The 25,893-nt window shown below is 43.0% G+C and carries 22 protein-coding genes; 10 read left to right on the top strand and 12 right to left on the bottom strand.

What is annotated here, in order from left to right; all coding sequences use genetic code 11:
* The first annotated feature begins 132 nt into the window (after positions 1 to 132).
* Complete coding sequence (gene pheT / locus ACE01R_RS11340) at positions 133 to 2,514, top strand: phenylalanine--tRNA ligase subunit beta (protein WP_395551293.1); 2,382 nt, start codon at positions 133 to 135, stop codon at positions 2,512 to 2,514.
* Complete coding sequence (locus ACE01R_RS11335; RefSeq protein ID WP_004649746.1) at positions 2,511 to 2,807, top strand: integration host factor subunit alpha; 297 nt, start codon at positions 2,511 to 2,513, stop codon at positions 2,805 to 2,807. Before pheT ends, ACE01R_RS11335 begins: the two co-directional genes overlap by 4 nt.
* Before the next feature lie 239 nt (positions 2,808 to 3,046).
* Here ACE01R_RS11335 and ACE01R_RS11330 read toward each other — a convergent pair whose 3' ends face one another.
* The 3 genes from ACE01R_RS11330 to trxA form a co-directional block, all read right to left on the bottom strand.
* Positions 3,047 to 3,295 carry a hypothetical protein gene (locus ACE01R_RS11330; protein ID WP_395551291.1) on the bottom strand — a complete coding sequence of 83 codons (249 nt, stop codon included), beginning with the start codon at positions 3,293 to 3,295 and terminating at the stop codon, positions 3,047 to 3,049.
* Between the two features lie 420 nt (positions 3,296 to 3,715).
* Positions 3,716 to 4,984 (bottom strand): transcription termination factor Rho, encoded by a 1,269-nt coding sequence (gene rho, locus ACE01R_RS11325; RefSeq protein ID WP_005007569.1) that lies wholly within the window; start codon positions 4,982 to 4,984, stop codon positions 3,716 to 3,718.
* Between the two features lie 325 nt (positions 4,985 to 5,309).
* Complete coding sequence (gene trxA / locus ACE01R_RS11320; protein ID WP_086175779.1) at positions 5,310 to 5,636, bottom strand: thioredoxin; 327 nt, start codon at positions 5,634 to 5,636, stop codon at positions 5,310 to 5,312.
* A 259-nt stretch (positions 5,637 to 5,895) separates the two neighbouring features.
* Here trxA and ppx point away from each other — a divergent pair, with 259 nt between their 5' ends.
* The 6 genes from ppx to ACE01R_RS11290 all read left to right on the top strand — a co-directional run bounded on the left by ppx (position 5,896) and on the right by ACE01R_RS11290 (position 11,560).
* Positions 5,896 to 7,416 (top strand): exopolyphosphatase, encoded by a 1,521-nt coding sequence (gene ppx / locus ACE01R_RS11315; protein ID WP_395551290.1) that lies wholly within the window; start codon positions 5,896 to 5,898, stop codon positions 7,414 to 7,416.
* Between the two features lie 50 nt (positions 7,417 to 7,466).
* Positions 7,467 to 8,291, top strand: coding sequence for an acetyl-CoA carboxylase carboxyltransferase subunit alpha (locus tag ACE01R_RS11310; protein WP_395551289.1), 825 nt, complete (start codon positions 7,467 to 7,469; stop codon positions 8,289 to 8,291).
* Complete coding sequence (gene tilS / locus ACE01R_RS11305) at positions 8,228 to 9,577, top strand: tRNA lysidine(34) synthetase TilS (RefSeq protein WP_395551288.1); 1,350 nt, start codon at positions 8,228 to 8,230, stop codon at positions 9,575 to 9,577. Before ACE01R_RS11310 ends, tilS begins: the two co-directional genes overlap by 64 nt.
* 29 nt (positions 9,578 to 9,606) lie before the next feature.
* On the top strand, positions 9,607 to 10,437 hold the full coding sequence (gene proC, locus ACE01R_RS11300; RefSeq protein WP_395551287.1) for a pyrroline-5-carboxylate reductase: 831 nt from the start codon (positions 9,607 to 9,609) through the stop codon (positions 10,435 to 10,437).
* 27 nt (positions 10,438 to 10,464) lie between these two features.
* On the top strand, positions 10,465 to 11,034 hold the full coding sequence (locus tag ACE01R_RS11295; RefSeq protein ID WP_174558563.1) for a YggT family protein: 570 nt from the start codon (positions 10,465 to 10,467) through the stop codon (positions 11,032 to 11,034).
* 79 nt (positions 11,035 to 11,113) lie between these two features.
* The gene (locus ACE01R_RS11290) at positions 11,114 to 11,560 is read left to right on the top strand and encodes a DUF2314 domain-containing protein (RefSeq protein WP_395551286.1); all 447 of its coding nucleotides are present in this window, start codon (positions 11,114 to 11,116) and stop codon (positions 11,558 to 11,560) included.
* A gap of 214 nt (positions 11,561 to 11,774) precedes the next feature.
* Here the strand turns inward: ACE01R_RS11290 and polA are convergent, their stop codons facing one another.
* Positions 11,775 to 14,540, bottom strand: a complete 2,766-nt coding sequence (gene polA, locus ACE01R_RS11285) for a DNA polymerase I (protein ID WP_395551285.1) — start codon at positions 14,538 to 14,540, stop codon at positions 11,775 to 11,777.
* Positions 14,541 to 14,703: 163 nt separating this feature from the next.
* Here polA and ACE01R_RS11280 point away from each other — a divergent pair, with 163 nt between their 5' ends.
* Positions 14,704 to 17,409, top strand: coding sequence for a DUF2339 domain-containing protein (locus ACE01R_RS11280; protein ID WP_395551284.1), 2,706 nt, complete (start codon positions 14,704 to 14,706; stop codon positions 17,407 to 17,409).
* Between the two features lie 102 nt (positions 17,410 to 17,511).
* Here the strand turns inward: ACE01R_RS11280 and ACE01R_RS11275 are convergent, their stop codons facing one another.
* Positions 17,512 to 18,438 carry a mechanosensitive ion channel family protein gene (locus tag ACE01R_RS11275; RefSeq protein WP_395551283.1) on the bottom strand — a complete coding sequence of 309 codons (927 nt, stop codon included), beginning with the start codon at positions 18,436 to 18,438 and terminating at the stop codon, positions 17,512 to 17,514.
* A gap of 9 nt (positions 18,439 to 18,447) precedes the next feature.
* The gene (locus ACE01R_RS11270; RefSeq protein ID WP_395551282.1) at positions 18,448 to 19,278 is read right to left on the bottom strand and encodes a hypothetical protein; all 831 of its coding nucleotides are present in this window, start codon (positions 19,276 to 19,278) and stop codon (positions 18,448 to 18,450) included.
* 93 nt (positions 19,279 to 19,371) lie between these two features.
* Between ACE01R_RS11270 and gspE the strand changes: the two genes are divergently transcribed.
* The gene (gene gspE / locus ACE01R_RS11265; protein ID WP_395551281.1) at positions 19,372 to 20,859 is read left to right on the top strand and encodes a type II secretion system ATPase GspE; all 1,488 of its coding nucleotides are present in this window, start codon (positions 19,372 to 19,374) and stop codon (positions 20,857 to 20,859) included.
* A 43-nt stretch (positions 20,860 to 20,902) separates the two neighbouring features.
* On the opposite strand, the gene ACE01R_RS11260 is transcribed toward gspE, so the two are convergent.
* The 6 genes from ACE01R_RS11260 to ACE01R_RS11235 all read right to left on the bottom strand — a co-directional run bounded on the left by ACE01R_RS11260 (position 20,903) and on the right by ACE01R_RS11235 (position 25,581).
* Positions 20,903 to 21,295 (bottom strand): DUF4951 domain-containing protein, encoded by a 393-nt coding sequence (locus tag ACE01R_RS11260; RefSeq protein ID WP_395551280.1) that lies wholly within the window; start codon positions 21,293 to 21,295, stop codon positions 20,903 to 20,905.
* Positions 21,296 to 21,516: 221 nt separating this feature from the next.
* On the bottom strand, positions 21,517 to 21,942 hold the full coding sequence (locus ACE01R_RS11255; protein ID WP_395551279.1) for an organic hydroperoxide resistance protein: 426 nt from the start codon (positions 21,940 to 21,942) through the stop codon (positions 21,517 to 21,519).
* Positions 21,943 to 22,059: 117 nt separating this feature from the next.
* Positions 22,060 to 22,884, bottom strand: coding sequence for a carbon-nitrogen hydrolase family protein (locus ACE01R_RS11250; RefSeq protein ID WP_395551278.1), 825 nt, complete (start codon positions 22,882 to 22,884; stop codon positions 22,060 to 22,062).
* 24 nt (positions 22,885 to 22,908) lie between these two features.
* A complete protein-coding gene (gene gigB / locus ACE01R_RS11245) occupies positions 22,909 to 23,427 on the bottom strand; it encodes an anti-anti-sigma factor GigB (protein ID WP_395551277.1) in 519 nt (172 codons plus the stop codon).
* A 113-nt stretch (positions 23,428 to 23,540) separates the two neighbouring features.
* Positions 23,541 to 24,509 carry an RsbU family protein phosphatase GigA gene (gene gigA, locus ACE01R_RS11240; protein WP_395551276.1) on the bottom strand — a complete coding sequence of 323 codons (969 nt, stop codon included), beginning with the start codon at positions 24,507 to 24,509 and terminating at the stop codon, positions 23,541 to 23,543.
* A gap of 112 nt (positions 24,510 to 24,621) precedes the next feature.
* Positions 24,622 to 25,581, bottom strand: coding sequence for a VacJ family lipoprotein (locus ACE01R_RS11235; protein WP_395551275.1), 960 nt, complete (start codon positions 25,579 to 25,581; stop codon positions 24,622 to 24,624).
* Positions 25,582 to 25,893: the final 312 nt, after the last annotated feature.

Here is a 25,893-nt window from a genome sequence, read left to right as displayed (position 1 = left end):
TGAATTTTTAGATTTAAAAAAATCCCCCTAAATCCCCCTTTGAAAAAGGGGGACTTACGCGAAGAAAAATAACGTGTGAGAGTTCCCCTCTTTGAAAAAGATGGGTTAGGGGAGATTCAGGAAAATGAATTTATGAAAATTAGCGAAAATTGGTTACGCACTTGGGTAAACCCGGCGGTTGACAGCGATACCTTGTCTGACCAACTCACTATGCTTGGTTTGGAAGTGGATGAATTGGCGCCAGCTGCACAACCATTTACAGGTGTAGTTGTCGGTGAAGTGCTCACTGTAGAGCAACATCCAGATGCAGACCGTTTACGTGTGACTACTGTGAACATTGGTTCAGGTGAGCCTTTACAGATTGTCTGCGGTGCACCGAATGTACGTGTAGGCATGAAAGCACCTGTAGCCACCATTGGTGCAGTATTACCGGGTGATTTCAAAATCAAGAAAGGTAAGCTTCGTGGTATCGAATCCCAAGGTATGCTGTGTGGTGCTTCTGAAATTGATCTTGAAGATAAAATTGATGGCCTTCTAGAACTACCTGCGGATGCACCGGTGGGCATGAATATCCGTGAATATCTAGACCTTGATGACAATGTCATTGATATCAGTATCACGCCTAACCGTGGTGACTGTTTCAGTATTCGTGGTATCGCACGTGAAATTGGTGTCATTAACCAGCTTGCTGTGACTGCACCGGAAATTAAGGAAGTGGCTGCGACTATTGCTGATGAGAAGCGAGTGGTTGTGGAAACTGAAGGTTGTCCACGTTACTTGGGGCGTGTCATTAAAAATGTCAATACCAAAGCCGCGACACCAGTATGGATGGAACGTGCACTTGCCCGTTCAGGTATCCGTCAGCACAGCATTCTGGTCGATATTACCAACTACGTTTTGATTGAACTCGGTCAACCATTACACGCATTCGATGGTGGAAAAGTTCAAGGTTCAGTACATGTACGTCAAGCCACTGCTGCTGAAAAACTGGTGTTGCTTAATGAACAAGAAGTTGAATTATCTGATGATGTGATGGTGATTGCGGATGATGCGAAAGCATTGGCGATTGCGGGCATCATGGGTGGTTTATCTTCATCTGTCACTGATGAAACCACGGAAATCTTCCTGGAATCAGCATTCTTTGCACCGCTACACATTGCCGGCCGTGCGCGTAGCTTTGGTTTACATACCGATGCATCTCAGCGCTATGAACGTGGCGTAGATTTTGAATTACCGCTTATTGCCATGCACCGCGCATCACAACTAATTGCTGAACTGGCGGGTGGTGAATTTGGTCCAATTACCGTGGCAGAAAAAACTGAGCTTTTACCAAAACGTGAAGCGATTGAGTTGAATCAGACTCAAGTGGATCAGTTATTGGGTTATAAGGTTGAAAGTGACTTTATTACCGATGCACTGCAACGCTTAGGTTGTGTGGTGACTGTAAAATCACAAGGTGAGTGGACTGTGGTTCCTCCATCACATCGCTACGACATGGCGATTTACCAAGACCTGATTGAAGAAGTGGCACGTATTCACGGCTATGATAACATTCAGATCAGCTTGCCAGTGATTGATGTGAAACTTGCCAAACATCAAGATCAGTTTGAATTGCCACAACTTCGTCAAACATTGGTGACTTTAGGTTATCAGGAAGCGATCAGCTTTAGCTTTGCCGATGCCAAACTTGAAAAGCAATTGAATCCTGCGGTAAATCCATTGATGTTGGCAAACCCAATCTCAAGTGAACTGGCGGCAATGCGTTCAACTTTGTTGTCGAGCCTGATTCCATGTGTGCAATACAATATTAACCGTCAGCAAAACCGTGTACGTTTCTTTGAACTTGGTTTACGTTTTGATTATCAGGCTGCACAAAGCATCCATGATCTTAAACAAATTCCGACTTTGGCTTTAATTGCAGTGGGTGCTAAAACAGCTGAATCTTGGCATGGCAAGGCCCAGCCGATGGATTTCTTTGACTTAAAAGGTGAAGTTGAGGAAATTCTGGCAGCTGGACGGGTTAAAGTTGAATATGTTCGTTCAGAGCGTAGCTGGTTGCATCCTGGTCAATCTGCTGAAATTCTAGTTGATGGTCAGTCTGTCGGTTATCTGGGCCGTTTACATCCATCTTTGGAAGATGAGCTGGATTTGGGTATGACTTGGGTTGCTGAACTGGATCAAAAGGCTGTTTTGCAAACTTATGTATCTAATTTTACAGAATTATCACGTTTTCCATCGGTAAGACGTGATATTGCGCTTTTAATTAGTGATAAGATTAATGTTAGCGAAATTCAGGGACTTATCGAAAAAACAGGTGGAGAGCTGCTAGACTCGACATGGTTATTCGATGTGTACACTGGACAAGGGGTAGAAGAAGGGAAACGCTCATTAGCATTTGCACTTCTCTGGCAGCATCCAAGCCGTACATTGGAAGATGCTGAAATTAAATCAGGTATGGATAATATCCTTCAAGTGTTGGAAAACACTTACCAAGCGACATTGAGGGCTTCATGACAGCACTAACAAAAGCAGAAATGGCTGATCATTTAAGTGAGCTCACGAGTTTAAACCGTCGTGAAGCTAAACAAATGGTCGAGTTGTTCTTTGATGAGATTAGCCAAGCGCTAATCTCAGGCGAGCAAGTAAAACTTTCAGGTTTCGGTAACTTTGAGTTGCGTGATAAACGCCAACGTCCAGGTCGAAACCCGAAAACGGGTGAAGAAATTCCAATTTCTGCACGCCGTGTAGTCACCTTCCGCGCAGGGCAGAAATTCCGCCAGCGCGTTGGAAATGAGCAGATCGATTGATCTGCTTTTTTTATCTTCAATTTTGTATATATAACAATGATGTGCGAATAGTGCTTAAGGGTTTAAGCAATTAAGCGACTTGCACTTAAATTAGAAACACTGGTTTGAATAAAAGATGTGGGTTGGAAATCAATCTTGTGCTGAGTAAAAGGATGAGATGGTTTTTGTTTTATTGATTTTATTTGTGCCATAAAAAAGAGAGCCATTTGGCTCTCTTTTTTACTGAATAATCGTAAAGATTATTTAGCAGCAGAAGCAGCAGCTTCAGAAGCTGGAGCAGCAGCGTCAACAGCAGAAGCAGCAGCTTCAGTAGCAGCAGAAGCTTCAACAGTAGCAGCAGAAGCAGCAGCAGTAGCTTCAGAAGCAGCTACAGTAGCTTCAGATGCAGCAGCATCAGCAGCAGGAGCTTCTTCAGTTTTTTTAGCACAACCAACGAAAGCTAAAGTAGTAGCAACTGCAGCAGCAATAGCGATTTTTTTGAATAACATGGCATCACTCTCTAAAATATGAGATTAAAAAAAACCTATGTTAGCCTGTTGAGTGCTTTTATTCTTCCTAATATTTTTAGGCAGTAACAATGCAGAGGCAGTCTAACTGGTCTGCGAATATGCTATCACTGCGCATTTTGAATTACTACTAGGACGCTGTTAAAAAATGCAAAAAAAGTTAAAAATTGAGCATTTTTTTAACAGAAAATAACAATCAATCGGAACATTTATATTGGATAAGTACTAAATAACTCGCTAAAAATTATGGTTTTTTAAAAGCGATATTTTTCAGACATATTAGCTTGTATATAAAGTTTACATAGAAAATGGCTGATTGTAGCTTTATGTAAATAAAGTCAACCAAATAAAAAGGCTATCGTTAGAGATAGCCTTTTATAGAAAAAAAGAATAAAGACCTGTTTAGTTGGTCGCTTTACGCTTCATTTGATCGAAGAAATCATCATTGGTTTTGGTTTCTTTCATGCGATCAAGCAAGAATTCCATTGCAGCTAATTCATCTTGTGTATGAAGTAGCTTGCGTAGAATCCAGACTTTACGTAGGTTATCTTCACTCATCAAACGTTCTTCACGACGCGTACCCGATTTCTTGATGTTCATTGCAGGGAATACGCGTTTTTCTGCAATGCGGCGATCAAGGGTAATTTCCTGGTTACCGGTACCTTTGAATTCTTCGTAAATCACTTCATCCATCTTGCTGCCGGTTTCAATCAGGGCAGTAGAGATAATGGTCAGTGAACCACCTTCTTCAATATTACGTGCAGCACCGAAGAAACGTTTTGGACGTTCAAGCGCATGTGCATCCACACCACCGGTCAAAACCTTACCTGATGAAGGAATCACAGTGTTGTAAGCACGTGCTAGACGGGTAATCGAGTCCAGCAGAATTACCACGTCTTTTTTGTGTTCTACCAAACGTTTGGCTTTTTCAATGACCATTTCAGCCACTTGTACGTGACGAGCTGGAGATTCATCAAATGTAGAAGCAATGACTTCGCCACGAACGGTACGTTCCATTTCGGTTACTTCTTCTGGACGTTCATCAATCAGAAGCACAATAAGGAAACATTCAGGATTGTTACGTACAATTGACTGCGCAATGTTTTGTAACAACATGGTTTTACCCGCTTTAGGCGGAGCAACAATAATCGAACGTTGACCTTTACCAATCGGTGCCACCAGGTCGACTACACGTGCAGTCAAGTCTTCAGTCGTACCGTTACCTAGTTCCATGACTAATTGTTCAGTCGGGAACAATGGGGTCAAGTTTTCGAACAAGATTTTGTTGCGTGAGTTTTCAGGTGTGTCGTAGTTAATTTGATTAACTTTTAAAAGCGCAAAATAGCGTTCGCCTTCTTTAGGTGGGCGAATTGTGCCGGTAATGGTATCACCAGTGCGTAAGTTGAAACGACGAATTTGTGATGGGCTGACATAAATGTCATCCGGGCCTGCAAGATAAGAGCCCGCTGCTGAGCGTAGGAAACCAAAACCATCAGACAGAATTTCCAGAACACCATCACCAAAAATCTCTTCGCCATTCATTGCATGGCGTTTTAAGATGGCAAAAATGATGTCTTGCTTGCGGTTACGAGCCATTCCTTCTAGGCCCATAAACTCGGCAATCTTGATGAGTTCGCCAATCGGTTTTTTCTTGAGTTCAGTTAAATTCATAGGGGGTCAGATAGAATCAAAATTCTGGGATGATGAGAAAAGGGAGCAACATTCAGCCGCTTACACGCAATAAAAGTAACGCAATTGTATTTGCACAATAACAATTCAGAGGTCTGATTCATTGTTTCGAAGAGAAAAGTGTAAAAACAATTTCTGTTGCCGAGCGGCGATCTTATGTGTTGTGTCTTGTAAGAAAATGACGGATTAGAAATCCTTTATTCCTTGAACAAGCAATATAAGAGCTAATCAAGTTTTTGTCAATTTATAGACGAAAAAAATACGCTATCTGATGATAGCGTATTGGATTAAATTACACGGCTTTAAATTAGATATTTTCTTCAATAAAAGCAGTCAATTTAGATTTAGGCGCAGCACCGACTTGTTGAGCTACAACTTCACCATTTTTAAACATCAATAGTGCAGGAATGTTACGAATATTGTAGTTTACGGCAGTCGCTTCACAAGCAGTTACGTCAACTTTAACAACTTTTACTTTGCCTTCAAATTCTGTAGACAATACTTCAAGTACAGGTGCAATGGCTTTACAAGGTGCACACCAGCCTGCCCAGAAATCGACAAGTACAGGAACGTCAGATTGTAAAACGTCAGCTTCGAAGTTCGCATCAGTTGTGTTTACGATATTGCCAGACATGGAATGCTCCAAATAAATTTTAAGTTAGTTCTATAACTATAAGTATTACATAGCCTACTTTAACTATGTAGGGGGATATGTAAATTTTCAATCATTATATTGAGTTTGTCTAATTGATGCTCACGATATCGATCATCGTGTCCTACAATTGTTTAATCTGTTAAAAATTAAAAACTGCTTCATTTGAGCTGATAAATGGCTTTTAAATTGCATGCATGTGAATTACTCTAAGCATAATTCTTATAGGTTCGTTTGAATAATGTCTGATTTTTTGATTGATGAAGAGTTACTTGCTGCCATCGATATGGGGTCGAACAGCTTTCACCTGGCTATTGCTCGTGTAGATCATGGCGAAGTAAAAAAAGTAGCTTCGATGTCAGAAAAAGTACAACTGGCAGCTGGCTTGGATGAAAATAAAAATTTGACCGAAGCGGCTCAGCAACGAGGCTTGGCCTGTTTGGCACGTTTTGTCGGGCGCTTAAGTTCAGTGCAGCCAAACCGCTTGCGTATTGTGGCGACCAATGCTTTACGTCAAGCCAAAAATGGTCATGAATTCATTCAGAAAGCTGCTGAAATTTTACCTAAACCGATCGAAATTATTGCCGGTCGTGAAGAAGCCCGTCTGATTTATCTGGGTGTTTCACATACTATGGCCAACAGTGGCCGTCGTTTAGTGATTGATATCGGCGGTGGTTCGACTGAGTTGATTATTGGCGAAGCGTTTGAGCCGATCCATACTGAATCTGTACAAATGGGCTGTGTGGCATTTACCAAAGCCTATTTTATGGATGGCGAAATTAACCAGAAAAGTTTTGATAAAGCGGTGACCGCTGCACGTAAAGAAATATCAGGTATTGCCAATACCTATAAGGCAGCAGGTTGGGATACCGTAGTTGGTTCAAGCGGAACGATTAAAGCCTGCCGCCAAATCACAGTCAATATGGGCTGGAGCAATGATAAAGAAGAACTCACCCGTGAGGGCTTAGAAAAACTAAAAGACAAGCTGCTCAAATACAAGCACGTGACCGAAATGGAATTTGACGGCCTGAAAGAAGACCGCCGAGCAGTTTTGCCAGCAGGGATTGCCATTTTATATGCGGTATTTGACGTGCTGGGTCTCGATAAGCTGGTCTATTCAGATGGTGCTTTACGTGAAGGCGTGATGTATGATTTACTCGGTCGTTTCCAGCATGAAGACGTTCGCGACCGTTCTGTACATGCCTTGGTGGGACGCTATAATGCCGATGCCAAACAGGCCGAACGTGTAGTCAATACGGCACAGCAATTGTTTAATGGTGTTGCACAATCGCTAAATTTAACCAATGATGACAGTGACTTACTGCGTCGTGCTGCATGTTTACATGAAATTGGCCTGGCGATTAGTCACAGTGGTTACCATCGCCATGGTGCCTATTTATTGCAGCATTCCGATATTCCTGGTTTCTCGCAAATTGATCAAAACCATTTGTCACATTTGGTCGCTCATCATCGCCGTAAACTTCGTAGCGATGCGCGCGTAGATGTTTCGAAAGTCGGTGGTAGCAAACTTGTGTACTTATGTCTATTGCTGCGTTTAGCTGTTTTGCTAAATCATAGTCGTAGCGATGAGATGCTTCCTGCCATTGAATTAAGTGTCATCAATGAGCAACAATGGCAGCTCAGCGTTTCTGGCGATGCCAAACAATGGCCTTTGCTTGTAGCAGACTTGCATGATGAACAGGTGCAGTTTAAGCATTGGGATATTGAATTGAATATTCAGTCGGAACAATTTATCTATTAACAAGTGATTGGTTAACAGGGTATTGTTAATTTAGGGATAATGGTCGACCTATGAAAAATAAAGCTGCTCAATCTAAAGCATGGACAACGGTTCAAATTGCGCGTCATCCAGAACGTCCGCAATTTTTGGATTATGTTGGTGAAATTTTCACTGAATTCGATGCTTTACATGGAGATCGGTTATTTGGTGATGATGGTGCGATGATCGGTGGCTTGGCACGTTTTAATGGTCAGCCAGTCATGATTGTTGGACAACATCGTGGCCGTAGTACTCGAGAAAAATTGCAACACAACTTCGGTATGAGTAATCCTGAAGGCTACCGTAAATCACAGCGTTTACTGGACATGGCTGAACGTTTTAATCTGCCAGTCTTTACTTTTATTGACACCATGGGTGCATATCCAGGTGTAGGTGCAGAAGAGCGTGGTCAGGCAGAAGCCATTGCTACCAGTTTGGCACAGCTTTCAAGCCTGAAAGTTCCAGTAATTGCAACTGTATTAGGTGAAGGCGGTTCAGGCGGTGCACTGGGTATTGGTGTAGCAGACCGTGTAGTGATGCTATCTCACAGTATCTATTCAGTGATTTCTCCTGAAGGTTGTGCCTCCATTTTATGGAAAACAGCCGAGAAAGCTGAACAAGCCAGCGACGCCTTGGCATTAACTGCAGAGAAATTACAACAACTCGGTATTGTTGAATACGTGGTTGATGAAGGTGAAGGCGCGCATTTGCAGCCTGAAAAAGTGATGCAAGACCTTAAAGATGTGTTACAACAGGCTTTAGAAGAATTGCAATCGATGGATGCGAATGAGAGATGCGAAGCACGTTACCAGCGTTTAATGAAGTTTGGCAGCGACAATTCCGGTCTAGCGTCTTAAATCAAATCCAGTGCTTTCCTGCTGAGAGCACTTTTTTAATTGGATGTAGCGGCGGCATGGATTCCATGTTGTTGTTGCATCTGATGTCTTATTTATCTCCTGAAAAAATCCGTGTCATCTATATTGATCACCAATTGCAAAGCATCAGTGCCGATTGGGGACAATTTGTGTCTGAACAATGTGCAGTTCTGCATGTGCCTTGTATTGTTGAAGCGGTCGATGTACAACAAGGCAATTTAGAACACCAGGCGCGTAATGCACGATATCAGGCCTATGCAAAACATCTAAAACCCAATGAAATTTTAGTTTTGGCGCATCATCAGCAAGATCAGGCAGAAACCTTAATGCTACGCTTGCTTTCAGGTGCTGGCGTACATGGTTTGGCTGCCATGAAGCAGGTCGATGTGCGAGAGCAATTCACCATTTGGCGACCACTGCTCGATATCTCCCGTGAGCAGATTTGCCAATGGGCAATTCAGCTGGGTGTGCAAAATATTGAGGATCCCACCAATTTAGATACCCATTATGATCGGGCCTGGTGCCGTCATGAATTGTGGCCAGTGCTGCAAAATCGCTATCCTCAAATGCAGCAAGCTTTAAGCCGTACCAGTTATCTCATGCAGGATGCGGAAGACATTTTGCTGGAAGTATTACAGCAAGATTTAGCACTTTGCGGGTCAGTAACAGAAATTGATTTAAAAAAGTTATTCCAATTATCAAACGCGCGTCAAAGACAATTGTTATCCGCCTGGATGAAAGGGCAGGATACTTACCGCCCGAGTTTTGAGATGGTGGAACGCTTGTTGCATGAGGTGATTGGCTCCAAATCCGATGCACAGGCCGCATTGCACTGGAATCAATATTATTATGTGCGTTATCAGCAAAAACTTTTCCGCTTAAGTGCAGCAGAATATCTGGCTGAAAAAAGTCAATCGAATAGTTTCGAACAAACCATCTGTGTAGCGTTAGGGCAAAAGGTTGAAATGCTTTCAGGAGATTATCTGGCTGAAACTGCAAAAATGGGCCTGTCAGCAGCTTTACTGGGTAAAGAACTGAATCTGGTGATGCGCCAAGGTGGGGAAAAAATTCACTTGTATGGACGAGTAGGGGCGTGGCCGTTAAAAAAAGCCATTCAGGAAGCACAAATTTTTCCCTGGCAGCGTTATAGAATTCAAATATTAAGCATAGATAATGTTATGCTTGGTGTTTTTACACCAAAAGGGTTCTGGTTAGCTCAATCTGAATACTGTGAAGTCGGTGGTTGGCAACCCAAGTTGATCTCTTAGTTAAAAAATTCTAAGTCGAGTATAAATCCATGAGTGCAGCTTTAAATTGTAATATTAGTTTTATTGGTGGTGGTAATATGGCCCAAGCCTTGATTGGCGGGCTGATTTCGCGTGGCTTGCCGCCAACACGTATTACAGTTTCTGATCCGGTCGAGAAAGTCCGTCTTTTATTAGCAGAAAAAGATGTGCATGTGACTGATGATAATATTGCTGCCATTCGTGACGCCGATATCGTACTTTTTGCAGTCAAACCACAAATATTGGCTGGCGTATTAAAACCTCTCAAAGGTTTGTTTGAAGGCAAACTGGTGATGTCGATTGTGGCTGGGGCGGAAATTGCGACCATTGCCAATCTGTTAGAAACCAATCGAATTGTTCGTGTTATGCCGAATACACCAGCCTTGGTACAAACAGGGGCACATGGCTTGTATGCTACTGAAGCAGTGAATGCACAGGATCGTGAATTGGCCAGTCAGGTTTTGGCTGCAACCGGTTTAACCCTTTGGGTCAATTCAGAAGCACAAATTGATGCGGTGACTGCAGTATCGGGTTCTGGTCCGGCTTATTTCTTCTATATGATGGAAAGCATGATTCGTGCGGGGAAAAACTTGGGCCTGGATGAAAAAGTGGCGACTGCATTGACGCTGCAAACAGCATTGGGTGCTGCACAAATGGCGATTACCAGTTCAAATACACCGGCGGAATTGCGTAAAAATGTGACCTCTCCAAACGGTACCACGCAGGCTGCACTCGAAGTATTCGATCGTGCACAAATTTCTCAAAATATTCAGGCCGCTTTGGCTGCAGCTCAAAAGCGCAGTCAAGAACTTGCTCAAGAGCTAAGTGAAAGTAGCAAATAACTCGTTTTTATTTAGGAAAGTTCCAGTATGGGTGCAAACTCTGCGCTGATTTTTGGCATTATCATTAACGTAGCGATTTTGCTCGTATTCTTCCGTTTTCTCATGCAGCTTGCAGCGGTGAACGCTTATAATCCCGTAGTCATGTCTACTGTGAAAGCGACGAAAATTGTTGATGTTTTTGGCCGTATTTTTCCCACAGTAGCAAAAGGTCGTGTCAATTTGGCAGCCTTGGCCTTGGTGGTGATTTTATATTTACTCAAAATTTTTGGGGTGATGTATCTTTCAGGTGCCATGCCGAACAGTCCGGTACATTTGGTGATTTTAACTTTTGTCACCATGATTCAGGACCTGATTCGTTTCTGCCGTTATCTGATTTTTGCAACGATTATTTTAAGCTGGGTGGTGATGTTTACTCAGTCCCGCTCACCGTATATTGAAGTAATTCAAGAGCTGGCAGAACCTTTACTGGCACCGTTTCGCCGTATTTTACCGAATATGGGCATGATTGATCTGTCTCCAATTGTGGCATTCTTGGCTTTGTATATTGCTGAAATTATTATGAATGAAGTGGCAATTGCACTTCTGACTGGACTATAACATTCAAGTAGTAAAAAAGGACTCTATGGAGTCCTTTTTTATTGTGAAATAAAATAATTTTAAATCAGGATATTGGTGAATGAATAGCGAACTTGAACCTCAATTTATGCTTATTGATCATGAAGCTGATGCATATTTGGCAACGATAAAAATCGCAAGAGAATCATTGGATATTTTTAAAGGAAATTTAGAAAAAGTATCTGAAGGTGATTTTGCATGCGTCAAATTTTATATTCCAGTTAGCCTTGATTCCGAAGAGGGTGCGAATATCTGGCTGATGACGCCATTTTTTGAAGATCACTTTTGCTTTGCACGTCCTTTTGAATTGCCAGAAGAATTTACATGGATTCAGATTGGACAGTGGCTGAAATTCAGTGAGTTTGATCTTTTGGATTGGTATATTTTAAAGCAGAATGGGGAAATGATAGGAGGATATTCATTACGCTATCAGCGTTCCAAGCTTTCTGCAGAACAGCAGGTAGAGTTTGATCAGCGTGTAGGAGTAACCCGATTTATTGATTTATAATCTTTTTCTATGATGAAATAAAATATATTGGATTGAATAAAAAGGATTTTTTACGATATATCGTTTATGTAGTTTAAATGGAAAAGTTCTTCAAGTTGATTAAAGAACTTCTCTCTTTTGGATTGAAAATACATTTTGAGGAGGCTCATCATCTATAAAGATGAAAAATGAATCTCCCCTAACCCCTCTTTATAAAAGAGGGGAAATTTCTGGATTAATGTGCCTCATCCCAGTTATTGCCTTTACCGACTTCGACAATCAGCGGTACTGAAAGTTTTACTACTGATTGCATCACTTCAGCCAGTTTCGGTGCCAGTTCATCAGCAATATCGGCATCGACTTCAAACACCAATTCATCGTGGACCTGTAGCAGCATTTTGGCCTGATCTTTCGGTAATATTTTATCGACTTCAATCATCGCCATTTTAATGATGTCAGCAGCGCTGCCTTGTAGCGGGGCATTGATGGCAGCACGTTCAGCACCTTTACGTACCATCATATTACGCGCATCAATATCAGGCGTATATAAACGGCGACCTGAAATGGTTTCGACAAAACCTTGTTCCAAAGCCACCTGACGCGTACGTTGCATATATTCATAAATGCCCGGATAGCGATGGAAATATTGCTTGATATAGTTTTGCGATTCTTCACGGGTAAAGCCCAATTGACGAATCAGACCAAATTCGGACATGCCATAAAGTAAACCGAAGTTCACAGCTTTAGCCTGACGACGCTGGTCATTGGTGACATCTTCCAGTGCAATGCCCAGTACTTCGGCTGCAGTACGGCGATGCACATCCTGACCATGCTTAAAGGCATGGACCAAGGCTTCATCCTGAGAGAAATGCGCCATTAAACGCAGTTCGATTTGTGAGTAATCGGCTGCCAGCAAGACACGACCTTCAGGTGCAATAAAGGCTTTACGAATTTGACGGCCAATTTCTTCACGCACAGGAATATTTTGTAGGTTTGGATCAGTGGATGACAAACGGCCTGTAGCTGTGAGTGCCTGATGATAACTGGTATGCACGCGACCACTGTCATTGTTGGCCTGTTTCTGCAAGCCATCAGTATAGGTGCTTTTCAGTTTGGAAAGACCGCGGTATTGCAAAATCAGATCGGTAATCGGATGGTCAATTTTTTCCAGAATACTTTCACTGGTGCTGTACTGACCGGTCGCCGTTTTTTTACCGCCTTTAAGTCCGAGTTTGTCAAACAGGATTTCACCAACCTGTTTTGGTGAGCTGACATTAAACGGCTGTCCGGCCAATTCGATAATCTGGTTTTCAAGGTCTTGAATGGTATTGGAAAAATCTACACTTAATTGATCCAGGAATTTCAGATCCAGCTCGATGCCGTTTTCTTCCATGATGGTCAGCACACGAGCCACTGGCATTTCAATTTTGTGTAAAATATTGCTCAGTTCAGGGATAGCCTGTAATTTTTTCGACAATACTTCGTAGAGACGATAGGTCACATGCGCATCTTCAGCAGCATAATGCGCAGCGGTTTCAATCTCGATCTGGTTAAAGGTTTTCTGTTTGGCTCCTTTACCGGCAATCTGTTCAAAGGTGGTAGTCAAATGACTCAAATACACACGAGCAACATCATCCATACCGTGACGGGTCGCCACAGAATTCAAAACGTATGACGCCAGCATGGTATCGAAATACCAGCCTTGCAGTTCAATGCCGTGATTTTGCAAAATATGAGCATCATATTTTAAATGATGACCAATTTTCTCAACCGATGCATCTTCTAAAATCGGTTTGATTTGCGCGAGGATGGTTTCACGATTCAGCTGTTCCGGCGCACCTTCGTAATCATGGGTCAGTGGAATGTAGTAGGCATCGTTGGCATCAAAGGCCAGTGAAAAGCCGACCATTTCTGCAATACGATAATCCAGACTGGTAGTTTCTGTGTCAAAGGCAAAGCGTTTTTCAGTGCTTAAACGTTGGAACAGTTGGTCCCAGTCCGCTTGAGTTAAAATGGTGTGATAATTGGCTTTGCCCAATTGATCATCCACACTGGTCAGTTCTGCCTCATCTTCAGTATTAATGACAGCAGTCGTATTGATATCAGTCTCAATACTCTTGGCAGCCTGTTTATAGACGGAATTATTTGGATTGTTCGGATGGTCGAGGGACTGTAACTGGTTACGGAACTCAAGTTCGGTATACAGACGGCGCAGTTCTTCCACATTCGGATCACTAAGTTTCAGGTCTTCATAACAAAGACCCATCTCCAAATCACATACAATACTGGCCAACTGATGATCCAGGGTAATACCTTCGACATTGTCTTTAATACTTTGACCGACTTTGCCTTTAATTTTATCGACATTTTCCAGAATGCCGCCAATGGAACCATATTCAGTTAAAAGCTTGGCAGCAGTTTTCGCACCGACGCCGGGTACACCGCGAATACCATCCGATGCATCACCCATCAAGGTTAAATAATCGATAATCTGATTTGGCCAAACCCCGAATTTTTCAAAAACGGCATTCACATCCATTGGTTTGTCTTTAAAGCTGTCTTCCAGAGTCACTTTGTCGGTGACCAATTGCGCCATGTCTTTGTCGCCGGTCGAAATCAGCACTTGATAACCTTTGGCTTCTGCACGTTTAGCCAAAGTCCCGATCACGTCATCCGCTTCAGCACCCGGAAGCGTATGTAAAGGAATGCCCAAAGCGCGAATCAGGTTATGAAGATAGGGAATCTGCTGCGACAGTTCATCCGGCATGCTTGGGCGGTCACCTTTATAAATCGGTGAAAGCTGATGACGGAAAGTCGGTTCAGGGGTATCAAAAATCACCGCCATATGTGTCGGCTGAATCCGACGCATCAACTTTTGAATTGCAGAAATGGCACCACGAATTGCGTTGGTCTGTAAACCAGTCGAAGTGGTTAGTGGTGGCAGTGCATGGTATGCACGAAATAAAAAATATGAGCCATCGACCAAAACAAATGGTGGCATTGAAGGATTCCTAATTCAAATATCGGCCTTATTGTACGTGATTTTGCACATGAACATAGACACCTGATGCAAGATGCGTGTTACCGAATATCTGATGAATGCTTAAAAATCAAAGTCACAGCTGTTGTATGATCAAATCAATCAGGATTGAGATAAAGAAAAAATGGGGAAAGGACAGAGCGAAATCCGGATGATTTGGCTGATGGCATTGATTATTGTCGGGGTGGGGTCTTGGTTTTTGGATGTACGCATCTTCACCTATTTATGTGGCTTGGCCTTTGTCATGAGCCTGATGCAGTATGTCGATGCTATCCAGACACCGGCAGTACAAATTGCTACAGAAACAAATCTTTCAGTTCAGGAAAGCTCTAAAGTTCCTTTATATCTCTGTTCAATTATAGCCATTGTCGGCGGCATTCTTGATTGGGAGTTTGCCGTCGGGCTGGGTATTACAGCGTGGATTTTTTTCTTTTTAAGATGGTTGCGCCGTTTAGAGGGCTTATTGAACCTGTTGCAAATGCGGTTGCATCAGGGGCAAACGGTCACAGAGGAGAGGATTGAAAAACCACACATTCAGGTATTTGAATCAGCTCCAGCAACACAACCCATCGGCTTGATTGAACAGTTAAAGCAGTGGATTTTTCAAGGGAATCCGGTGTTAAAAGTTGCAATTTTGGTGCTGGTCATCGGTATCATCTTGTTACTGCGCTTTGCCACCGAACATTGGCAACTCAGTCTGGCGATGAAACTGGCGATTGTTGCAGCGGTCAGTGGGGCAGTGACCGGGCTTGGTTATTGGATGCAGAGTAAAAACCGCAGTTTTGCACTGGCCTTGGAAGGCTTAGGCTTAGCCGCATTATTCCTGACGCTGTTTTTTGCCTATTACAATGCCGTGATTCCGACGCTCGCCATCGCTGGACTGTGTTTTGCCTTCATCATGGGCGTAACTCTGATTCTCAGCTTAAAACAGCAATCCATTGAACTGGCGTTGATGGCGATGATCATTGCCTATATTGCACCTTTTACCTTGCCGGTCCGCAACGCGACAGCAATTGAACTGACTGCTTATTATGTGGTGATCAATCTTGCTGTTGCGATCCTCAGTACCTTACGTCCCTGGAAGATGCTGAATCAAATTGCCTTTTTAATGACAGTTATTGTGGGCGGTGGTTATGCCTTTTATCAGGGCAAAGAATTTGAAAAAAATACCTTAACGTTCTTGGTGGCGGTGCATACGGCAATTTTTGTCTGGTTAAGTTTTCGTTTTAGTCAGCTGCTGGCCAAAGAAGATCTGGCTCAGTTCAAACTGAAACCGGCTTTGGATATTGCCCTGATTTTTGGTGCGCCTCTGGTCGGTTATATTTTTATTTATTTGATGCATTTTGAAGAAACGCGCTGGCAGGCCGGAGCCAGTCTGGCCTTTGCTGCGGTTTATGCAGGCTTGTATCAACTGTCAAAACGCCATCAGGCGGTGCAGCTGATTTCACAAAGTTATTTCAGTTTAATGCTGATTTTTCTGGCCCTAATTCCCCCAATTCTGTTGCATAAACAATGGAGCGTGATCGGCTGGGCGGTGGAAGGACTGATCATTTTTATTTATGCCTTGCATCGCCAGTCAGAGATCAGTCGCTATCTGGCCATGGGGCTGATGATTGTTGCCGGCTTATCCAGTCTGTATTACCTGGTGGAGCTAAATGAATTTCCCCGTGAAATGTATTGGGGCTTATGCCTGAGCTATTTTGCCGTGGTTGTGGTTGCGAATAGTCGAGAATCTTTTAGAAATCAATTAAGCAGTTCTACCATTGCCTTTCACTGTTTGCAGATGCTGTCAGCCACGACCATGTTGATTGTATTGTTGCTGGATGAAATTGACGGCCCTCAACAGCAGGTGATGAGTCTGTTGATTGTCAGTGGCTTCTATCTGCTGATCAATGAAATCATGTTGCGTTGCAAAGCCACTTGGACTTGGCTATTTCCTAAATGGCTCGGCCTCATTCCTGTCTTTGTTTTTGCCCTGATTATTGTGATTGATCAAAGTCAGCAGGGCATGATTATTTGGCCAACGATGTTTGACCATCTGGGTTTTGCACTTTCCGGATTGATGTTGACTGCATTGTGGCTGCGCCCGATGTTGGGTGTGCGAACTGAAAAAGAGTGGGTCAGTTTTGGCACCCTGACCAGTCTGGCGATGACCAGCTTAACCCTGCTTCCAAGCACGCCTTATATCAGTGTGGTGATTCTGCCTTTGCTGTTCTGTGCTTGGTGTTATTGGCAGCTAGATAATCCAGACTGGAAAATGTTCTGGCAAGCCCGCAGCAGTTTGGTGCTGATGGCAACCTGGATTGTCTGTTCGCAATTGTTTACCCAGCAAGCTTTTCAGGGCTATATTCTACCGATCATCAATCCTTTTGATCTGGTCAGTATTGCCATGCTGGCGGGTTTTATCTGGATGTTGTCCTTGCAGCTGAAATCAGGTTTAGATAAAGGCATTGTTGCCGTGCTGATGGTGCTGAGCTTGCTCTGGCTTAGCAGTTATATTGTGCTGCGCGCGTTGCATGTTTATTTGGGCACGCCGTTTAATGAACTGGCTTTGTGGGGAAATGCGACCGTTCAACTGAGCCTGACTTTGTTATGGGTGGGTTTGGCTTTTATGACCATGAGTCTGGCTAGTCGAAAACAGTTACGTCCAGTCTGGATTCTGGGGGGCAGTATTCTGGTGATTGTGACTTTGAAACTGGTGCTGTTTGATTTGTCCCACATCGGGACCTTAACCCGTGTGATTTCATTCCTGGGTTCAGGTTTTGTGATGTTGCTGATTGCTTATATTGCACCGATTCCTGAACATCATCTGAATGAAAAATCCCCCTAAATCCCCCTTTGATAAAGGTGGACTTGAATCTAAATAAGTATTTGAGTTGATTCTCCCTCCTTTTATAAAGGAGGGTCAGGGAGGATTAAATTATAAAAAGAACTATTTCAACCCCGCCTCACGCTTTACTTCTTTGGTATTGGCATACTGATCAATATCTTCATCATTCAAAGGCTGAACAGCTGTAGGGCGATCAACAAAGCCCATTTTCGGCACAGGGATTTCAATTTGATTATTCAAAAAGCCGTTACGAATACGTTCCTGCATTTCATCACGCACTTTTAAAAAGTTTTCACGGTTACACCAGATGGCGAATAACAGTTCAATGGAAGACTCACGGAAGGCTGTAACCGTAACCGCCGGTTTAGGGTCAGCCAGAACCAGTGGATATTTATTGGCTACATCCAGCAGTACTTCCCGAACTTTAATGATGTCCTCATGAAAGTTAATGGCTAAAGTGATTGGAATCCGCCGAATCGGGAATTTGGACAGGTTATAGACGGGGGCACGAATCAGCTGTTCATTCGGCACGCGTACATAGACATTGTCCTGAGTCAGCAGTTTCACTGAAAGCAGATCAATCGAAATCACTTCACCTTCAATGGTATGACCACGAATTAGGGTCATTTGCACGGTATCGCCAATTTCAAAAGAACCTTCCCCAATCAGGAATAAACCGCTGATCAGGTTGGAAGCAGAGGTTTGCGAAGCAAAACCCAGCGCAACCGTTAAAATACCGGCCGCACCCAAAAATACACTCAGTTTAAAACCGGCTTCTTTAAGGCTGGCCATCACAAAGATCAGGAAGATAAAATAAAAAATCCCGCGGCGCCAAACCAGACTTTGATGGGCATTAAACCGTGAGCCAACTGTACGGATAAAGGTGTTGGAAACAAAACGCGCAATTAAAAAACCGATAAAACACAGCACGATGGCAACAATAATTTCAGTCAGACGTTCGGTATTGATATTGGTAAAAATACCTTTGAGGCTGCTGGTAATTTCTTTTGGGATATTCGAATCTGCCATATTGCCGCCTTAGAAAAATGAATCAAACATGTTAAACAAAGCACTTGCCGGTTCCCGTGGCGGATGGACATACATCACTTCACCCGCATGCGGAGGAGTACGGTTTTCAATCCGAATTCGTGGCGGTTTATCCGAACCCTCATGCAAGACTTTAATCTGTGAAGTCCATAAGCGTCCGGTACTTTCACTATAAAACAAGGGAAGTGCAGAAACAGGCACATTCATCCGATCAAAGCGTAGCTGCTGATGGCTGGTATTATGAAATTCTATCGGGGTTACCGCACGAAAAGCGCGAGGTTTGAGCTGATGCAATTCAGTACGACCATCGACCGAAGTGGCATAGCAAATCTCGCCATGACGATGATTGGGGCCAAACCAGGTGTCTTTCGGCAGAATCACCGGAATATCAAACAGCGGATCTTTTTGGCCTTCGACAAAACCTGCAATCCATAAAGGGGTGCTGATATACAGCGTACCGCGCTGTCCTGCGGGTATATAAATCGGATCGACCGGTTTAATCACCACGGAACGGTCAGCGAGACGTGGCATCAGTTGTAATTTATTGTGAGTGGACTTGAACATGTAACGTTCAACTTTTAGTGGTTGCGGAAAAGCAAAATTGGGGTCTTCAATCTCATGCCACTTCTGTTCATAGTCATACTGAACTTGAGGGCGATGATATTCCATGCGCCATTCCTGTAGACCACGGGTCAGCCTAAATAACAGTGAACCAAATTGCCAAGCTTTGGGCTGATTTAATTCAAAGGTCTGTTCGCCCCACCATTTGATTAAATTGGGCTGCTCTGCATCTATTAATTCATCGTTTTTAGACAACGGCATATTTCCTTTATAGCTTAATCATTAAAAACAGACTTCACGCTGTCCTATGCTTAGAGTACACTCAAATCAATTTATTCATCATTATAAACTTTGATGCAAGTACTTAAACAATTACAAATACCATATAGTTTTGCCAAGCGTCATGGCGTGTTGCTTAGATACGAGGGTGATCAGGCATTTATTGTGCGTCGTGAAAATACGCCTTTGCTGGCGATACAGGAAGCTCGTCGCTATTTTGGGCATCCTGCACAGCACCAGTTGTGTAGCGAACAGGAATTTCATCAATTACTCAGTTCCAGCTTTGCTGGCGATACTGGCGAGTCGCAACAAGTAGTAGCCGGTCTGGAAGATCATCCCGATTTACTTAGTCTGGCGGACTCGGTACCAGAAGCTGAAGATTTAATGGATCAGGAAGATGATGCACCGATTGTCCGACTGATCAATGCCTTATTGTCGGAAGCGATTCGTGTCGGTGCATCCGATATTCATATTGAATCCTTTGAAAAAAAACTCTCGGTACGCTTGCGTGTCGATGGGCAGCTACGTGAAATTGTGCAGCCACGCCGTGAATTGGCGCCGTTGTTGGTGTCGCGGATTAAAGTCATGGCCAAACTGGATATTGCTGAAAAGCGTATTCCGCAAGATGGTCGTATCTCTTTACGCCTTGCCGGACGTGAGGTGGATGTGCGGGTTTCGACGCTGCCTTCATCGCATGGTGAACGGGTGGTAATGCGTTTGCTGGACAAGCAGGCCGGACGTTTGAATATGACGCATTTGGGTTTGATGCAGCCAGACTATGAGCGATTAACCTATCTGGTACATCGTCCACATGGCATTATTCTAGTGACCGGGCCTACGGGTTCGGGTAAAACCACCACCTTATATGCAGCGCTATCTGACCTGAATGATGGCTCAAAAAATATTTTAACGGCAGAAGATCCGATTGAATACCAGCTGGAAGGGATTGGGCAAACCCAGGTCAACAGCAAAGTGGATATGACTTTTGCCCGTGCTTTAAAAGCCATGCTGCGACAAGATCCAGATGTAGTGATGGTCGGTGAGATTCGTGATCTGGAAACTGCTGAAATTGCCGTGCAAGCATCCCTTACAGGTCACTTGGTGCTTTCAACCCTGCATACCAATACAGCGATAGGTGCAGTCACGCGTTTGAAAGATATGGGGATTGAGCCGTTCTTGCTAGCCAGTTCGTTGATTGGCGTGATTGCCCAACGTTTGGTTCGAACCTTATGTCCACGTTGTGCCACATGGCATGAGGCAGATGCTTTTGAAACCGAGATTTTCAAGCATTTACAAACCGATACTGCATTAAAATTACCGCAACCGAAAGGTTGTGATCACTGCTCGCATACCGGTTTCATGGGGCGTACTGCAATTTATGAAATTGTCCCTGTGGATGAACCCATGCGCCGTCTGATTCATGGTAATGCTGCTGAATATGAACTGGAAAGCTATGCACGTAAACAGTCGGGTTCAATCCGCGATGATGGTTTGCGTAAAGTATTGGCAGGCAAAACCACTTTGGAAGAAGTCCTGCGTGTGACCAATGAAGCAGCGGATTAAGGCGAAATACTTTTCGCTTTTATCCTTGAATAAATTGCTGAACTTACCAAAGTCCGGCAATTTTTTTCATGAGTTGGGCACGAAATGGCGCAGTCGGATTTCCGGCATTGCGATACGTTTCATTTTCATAAAATTTTTCCCAGGCCTGAATCATCTCCAAAGTCACATCTTGTGTTTTGAGCTTTTCGACATCTGTTTTGGTGATGTTATACAGGCGTGTTTCAGCGCCATTTGGACCTGTTCCCCAGCCAATAATCCCTTGACCAAATTCAGGTAGTTTCATGTTGTGGGGTGTAGGCGGAATTTCCAGTCGCTGAATGTCTGGATTGATTTGAGATTTAACTGTAGGACGAATCTTTTCAGAGATGCTTAATGCGGCAAAAGATGCACTTGATGTCACAAACAGGAGAGAGCTAAGGAAGAGGGATTTCAACATGAATGAAATGAAATGTTGTAAATAAGAATCATTATATATTGTGGGTTTCATTTTTTATATTCTTTTTAAGAGCCAAATTAAATGGATTGCCTGATTTTATGGCGATTTTTTTATTTCATCAGAAGACTAGTTTTGGGAAGTAGGTATTCAGCGATTTAAAAAATAGTAAAGAATCTATCCTAAAATGATGTTATTCCTTTCAGGATAGATTTAGATTGGACTTAGGTCAGTACATTCAGAGTCACATTAATATTATTGCGTGTGGCATTAGAATAGGGGCAAACAATATGCGCGGCATCTACCAGTTTCTGTGCTTCCGTCTGATCCATCCCTTCTAAATGAATATTCAATGTCACTTCAATCCCGAACCCTGTTGGAATAGGACCAATCCCGACTTCACCTTCAATATAGGCATCTTTGCTGATATTGAGTTTATCCCGGTTGGCAACAAATTTCATGGCACCGAGAAAACATGCGGAATAACCGGCGGCAAAAAGTTGTTCGGGATTGGTGCCGCCACCCGGTCCGCCCATTTCTTTAGGCACGGTTAACTGAACATCCAGAATTCCATCAGATGAGGTTGCTCGGCCATCACGTCCACCGGTTGCTTTTGCTTTTGCTGTATAGACTGCTTTTTCTAAAGCCATTGTTATGATCCCTGTGAATTGAATTAAGCTGTTATCGTGTGGGATTTTGATGAAAGAATAAGCAGTGATTTTGTAATTTTTGTAAAGCAAAAAATTCGAGTTTAAAGCTGAATAGAATTAGAAATTGATAATTTTACGATGCTGAATTAAAGGCATAGAAGCACGAACAGCTTCCTGTTCGGTAAGGTCAAAAGGTACAGTAATCAAACTCGCGCCTTCAGTATGAACGATATCCAAAATTTGACCGCGACTATTGGTTGCGCCGGCGTGTCCCCAAGTTTGACGTTTTTCACCATGCCAGCCTTGTTGAGCTGCACCTAAAACATAACATTGGCTGTCCATCGCCCGTGCTTGTAGCAGTAATTGCCAGTGCATCTGACCAGTGGTATGGGTAAATGCCGCAGGTGCGGTAAGTATGTTTGCCCCTCGCTGACGTAAAGTTAAGGCCAGTTCTGGAAAACGTAAGTCATAGCACACCATCAGCCCAATATTGCCAAATGGCGTTTTGGCAACTACGACATCAGTACCTGGCTCAAAGAACCGAGATTCCTGATATCCACCGACGGCATCACCGACTTGCACATCAAACAGGTGAATTTTGTCATACCGTGCTTCAGTCCCTTCAGGGCTAATACATAAACTCACGGTACGTACACGACCATCGGTAATAGTGGAGCCATCTGGACGGAACGGGCATGGGAGAGTGCCCGCTACAATCCAGATCTGATATTGATGGGCCAGTTTTTCCAAGCGCTGTTGAATCACTTCGAATTGCGCTGCAGTCTCGCGTTGTTTTCCACCTGCAAAACAGACGAAGTTTTCCGGGAAAACAATCAGCTCTGCACCATCCGCTTTACTTTGTTGTATCAATGCTTCAATCACGATGAAATTGGCTTCAATATCATCTTGGGAGTTCATTTGTACAACAGAGAGTAAAGTCATGGTGTGAGCTCTAAATCATCATTTTTATACGTTTTGCTGCGACACTTGTTCCAAGGTCTCTTGTTCTTTTTGTAATTGTTTCACCAAAGGTTCAAACATGTTTTGGTTACTTTCATTTAACTTCATCAATGTTTTATGTGCATCTAAGACCGTGGTTAACATGGCATTATGAGTAATGTGCTCTTCAATTAATTCGCGGGTACATACTTTTGGATCACCGCAGTAATTTAAAATCACAAAAACCTGTCCTAAGCCCATGCTATTGGCCAAGGTGGTAATATCGGGATTGGTAGATAACATGACGGCCTGAATTTGATGAGTTTGCTTCAGCTTTAAACCCAGCTTGGCAAGTACACCTAAAACAGTGCTGTCAATAAACGTAGTTTGGGTTAAATCTACGATTGCCCCAACGACATTTGATTGCTGTTCAATTTTACTAAGAAGTTTGTCTAGACTGATACAAGATTGGGCACGCACTTCGCCAATAAGCTTAAAAATATGCGTTCCATTCAAGCTTGCATATTCAACATGACCTGTTGACATATAAATGCCATTTGCAGAGAAGGATCCTAAAATTATCACATAGGGCCACTGTAGACTCAAGTAGCCTGGAGTCGTATATCGCTTAGTTGAAAGTTAACATATTGATTATATGATTAATTCATTCGGCGTAAACTTAAGATGGCGATGTCGTCTGCCACATGCTCAGGGGCCTGAAAGGATTGATTTTGCAAATGAAAGACTAATTTTTCAAACTGTTCGTTCAGTCCGCCATCAAAAGGTTCGAGTGCACCATCTGAACAAATAATGAACCGTGCATGGCGATTCAGCACACATTCAAACTCTTCCACTTCCAGGTCTTCAGTCAGGCCCAAAGGAAAGCTGCTGGTGTTTAAAATTTTAGGCGGCTGGTTGGGTTCAAATATGATAGCTGGTGGATAATGTCCGGCACTGGACCAGCGTAATTGATGGGTTTCCAGATTTAGAACGCCGGCAATCATGGTAATGTGCTTTTCAATATTTTCCTGAACCAACATACCATTAAGCTTTTTAATCAACTCGCGTGGGGTTTTGGAACGACCATGAAAAGCGGCCATCCAGGAAGTCAATAAACTGCTGGTAACCCCATGTCCGGACACATCGGCCAGATAAAACATGATTTCTTTATCGCTGATTTTCCAGTAGTCGTACCAGTCGCCAGACAGATAGGCAGACGGTTGAAACAGGGTTTCAACTTTATAGTTCATTAATTCTATGGGGTTTGGAAGTAAGCGTTTCTGTAATTCTGCCGCTGAAGGAAGGTCACGACTATCCTGATTACGTTTGTATTTAGCATCAATCTTCAGTAAGAAAGCTTGAGGATCGCGTGGTAACTGATTCCAGATCCAGCCGGCCAAAGCACCTAATTCCCATGCCTGAGCCAAGGCCGTCCCTTCATTTTCAAAAGCCAGAACAATCGTAGGAAGTGACCACTGATGAGTGAGATAGTCCTGCACATCAGCAATCGCCAAGATAGTTGGGTCATACAAGTCAATATCATTTATGTGAATCATTTGCACACCGGGAAGTGCACTGAGTACCTGATCTAAATAAGGAATATTGCGAGTCGGTTGAATGAAATACATAAAGAAATTGTATGACCCTTAAATTGATAACATCTAGAGTTGTACTATAACAATCTAATGATCAGCAAAGGAAGATGCTGTACTGATCATATTGCTATTAAATAGATACGACTTATTTGGTCATGCTGTCTACGTCATCTTCTGAGGTTTCATTATTGAATTGATCAGGATTGTCTTGCTGATCTTGATCTTCAGAGCTGTCCTGATCATCTTCAATGAACATGCTTTCAGGTTCGAGCCCTTTCTTTTCAGCAATGGAGAAGCTTTTACGCTGTAAATAAATATCGCGTATCGCAGCGTATTTATCACCTTGTAATACATCTTCAATGTCTAAAAGTTGCGAACGTGCATCAATACCGCGTAACACTTGCTCACTCCAGTACAGTCCATCATGATCTTCTAAAATATACTTTTGTGGGCGTGCCTGACCATCTACCACCAGACCCAAAGTATCACGGAAGGTACTTGGGCCAAATACAGGCAATACCAGATAAGGACCAGAAGGAATGCTGTAATAACCCAGTGTTGTGCCAAAATTTTCTTCTTCGACAGATAAACCGATACGACGAGCAGGATCAGCAAAGCCTAAGGTGGTCAGGGTGTTAATGGTAAAGCGACCTAAAGATTCTGCAGCACGAAGCGGGCGACCTTGAATCAACTGGTTTACCGCATTCCACGGCTCCCCTAAATTTTTACGAAACTGGCGATAAGAGCCGCGTACTTCTGTCGGGACTTTTTCCTTATATTGAATAGCGAGAGGGCGGGCAACGTTACGATCTAATGCATCATTAAAAGCAAAGATCTGTCTATTTAAAGGTTGTAATGGATCTTTCTGGTTTTCAGGTTGAGTTGCGCTTGCATCCACTTTCAAATCTTTGGCTTTAATGTTTTTTAATTCTTTCAATGCTTCAAGTCGGGAAGGTGAGTGTTGAGCAGACTGGGTTTGTGCTGTAGCAGATTCTAGCTCTGAGGTAGTCTGTGGTTCAGAAGGAGCAACTAAATCCTGTGCAAATACAGGAGCAATTAACCCTAAAGATAAAAAGCTAGCCCAAATATAATGAAAGTGACGCATAAAAAATCCTAGAGCTCTATTAAGCCGGTACTTAAAGCTAAAAATACGTAATAAAGTATATTAACAGGTCTTTGAATAGGCGTATTAAAACAAATTTGATCAAAATATGTAGGAAAAAATGATAAAACGTCTAAAAAACGTCCTGATGGTGTTAAAAGTTAAAAAAGGGGGTTGCGTTGGGTTGGGAATGCTATAGAATGCACATCCATCGGCGGTGATGAAGATTAAAACTTCTGATAAAACAGCAACTTAGCGCGAAGTGTTGAGATTGGGTTTTAGAAAGAAAGTTTAAAATAATTTGAATTACTGATT

The organism is Acinetobacter sp. BSP-28, from assembly GCF_044130285.1.
Classification (GTDB): domain Bacteria; phylum Pseudomonadota; class Gammaproteobacteria; order Pseudomonadales; family Moraxellaceae; genus Acinetobacter.
This window is presented reverse-complemented; position numbering and strand designations above follow the sequence as displayed.

Excerpts from the sequence above, each read along its gene's own strand:
- pheT (WP_395551293.1), top strand. The coding sequence starts at position 133 with ATGAAAATTAGCGAAAATTGGTTACGCACTTGGGTAAACCCGGCGGTT.
- ACE01R_RS11335 (WP_004649746.1), top strand. The coding sequence starts at position 2,511 with ATGACAGCACTAACAAAAGCAGAAATGGCTGATCATTTAAGTGAGCTC.
- ACE01R_RS11330 (WP_395551291.1), bottom strand. The coding sequence starts at position 3,295 with ATGTTATTCAAAAAAATCGCTATTGCTGCTGCAGTTGCTACTACTTTA.
- rho (WP_005007569.1), bottom strand. The coding sequence starts at position 4,984 with ATGAATTTAACTGAACTCAAGAAAAAACCGATTGGCGAACTCATCAAG.
- trxA (WP_086175779.1), bottom strand. The coding sequence starts at position 5,636 with ATGTCTGGCAATATCGTAAACACAACTGATGCGAACTTCGAAGCTGAC.
- ppx (WP_395551290.1), top strand. The coding sequence starts at position 5,896 with ATGTCTGATTTTTTGATTGATGAAGAGTTACTTGCTGCCATCGATATG.
- ACE01R_RS11310 (WP_395551289.1), top strand. The coding sequence starts at position 7,467 with ATGAAAAATAAAGCTGCTCAATCTAAAGCATGGACAACGGTTCAAATT.
- tilS (WP_395551288.1), top strand. The coding sequence starts at position 8,228 with ATGCGAAGCACGTTACCAGCGTTTAATGAAGTTTGGCAGCGACAATTC.
- proC (WP_395551287.1), top strand. The coding sequence starts at position 9,607 with ATGAGTGCAGCTTTAAATTGTAATATTAGTTTTATTGGTGGTGGTAAT.
- ACE01R_RS11295 (WP_174558563.1), top strand. The coding sequence starts at position 10,465 with ATGGGTGCAAACTCTGCGCTGATTTTTGGCATTATCATTAACGTAGCG.
- ACE01R_RS11290 (WP_395551286.1), top strand. The coding sequence starts at position 11,114 with ATGAATAGCGAACTTGAACCTCAATTTATGCTTATTGATCATGAAGCT.
- polA (WP_395551285.1), bottom strand. The coding sequence starts at position 14,540 with ATGCCACCATTTGTTTTGGTCGATGGCTCATATTTTTTATTTCGTGCA.
- ACE01R_RS11280 (WP_395551284.1), top strand. The coding sequence starts at position 14,704 with ATGGGGAAAGGACAGAGCGAAATCCGGATGATTTGGCTGATGGCATTG.
- ACE01R_RS11275 (WP_395551283.1), bottom strand. The coding sequence starts at position 18,438 with ATGGCAGATTCGAATATCCCAAAAGAAATTACCAGCAGCCTCAAAGGT.
- ACE01R_RS11270 (WP_395551282.1), bottom strand. The coding sequence starts at position 19,278 with ATGCCGTTGTCTAAAAACGATGAATTAATAGATGCAGAGCAGCCCAAT.
- gspE (WP_395551281.1), top strand. The coding sequence starts at position 19,372 with ATGCAAGTACTTAAACAATTACAAATACCATATAGTTTTGCCAAGCGT.
- ACE01R_RS11260 (WP_395551280.1), bottom strand. The coding sequence starts at position 21,295 with ATGTTGAAATCCCTCTTCCTTAGCTCTCTCCTGTTTGTGACATCAAGT.
- ACE01R_RS11255 (WP_395551279.1), bottom strand. The coding sequence starts at position 21,942 with ATGGCTTTAGAAAAAGCAGTCTATACAGCAAAAGCAAAAGCAACCGGT.
- ACE01R_RS11250 (WP_395551278.1), bottom strand. The coding sequence starts at position 22,884 with ATGACTTTACTCTCTGTTGTACAAATGAACTCCCAAGATGATATTGAA.
- gigB (WP_395551277.1), bottom strand. The coding sequence starts at position 23,427 with ATGTCAACAGGTCATGTTGAATATGCAAGCTTGAATGGAACGCATATT.
- gigA (WP_395551276.1), bottom strand. The coding sequence starts at position 24,509 with ATGTATTTCATTCAACCGACTCGCAATATTCCTTATTTAGATCAGGTA.
- ACE01R_RS11235 (WP_395551275.1), bottom strand. The coding sequence starts at position 25,581 with ATGCGTCACTTTCATTATATTTGGGCTAGCTTTTTATCTTTAGGGTTA.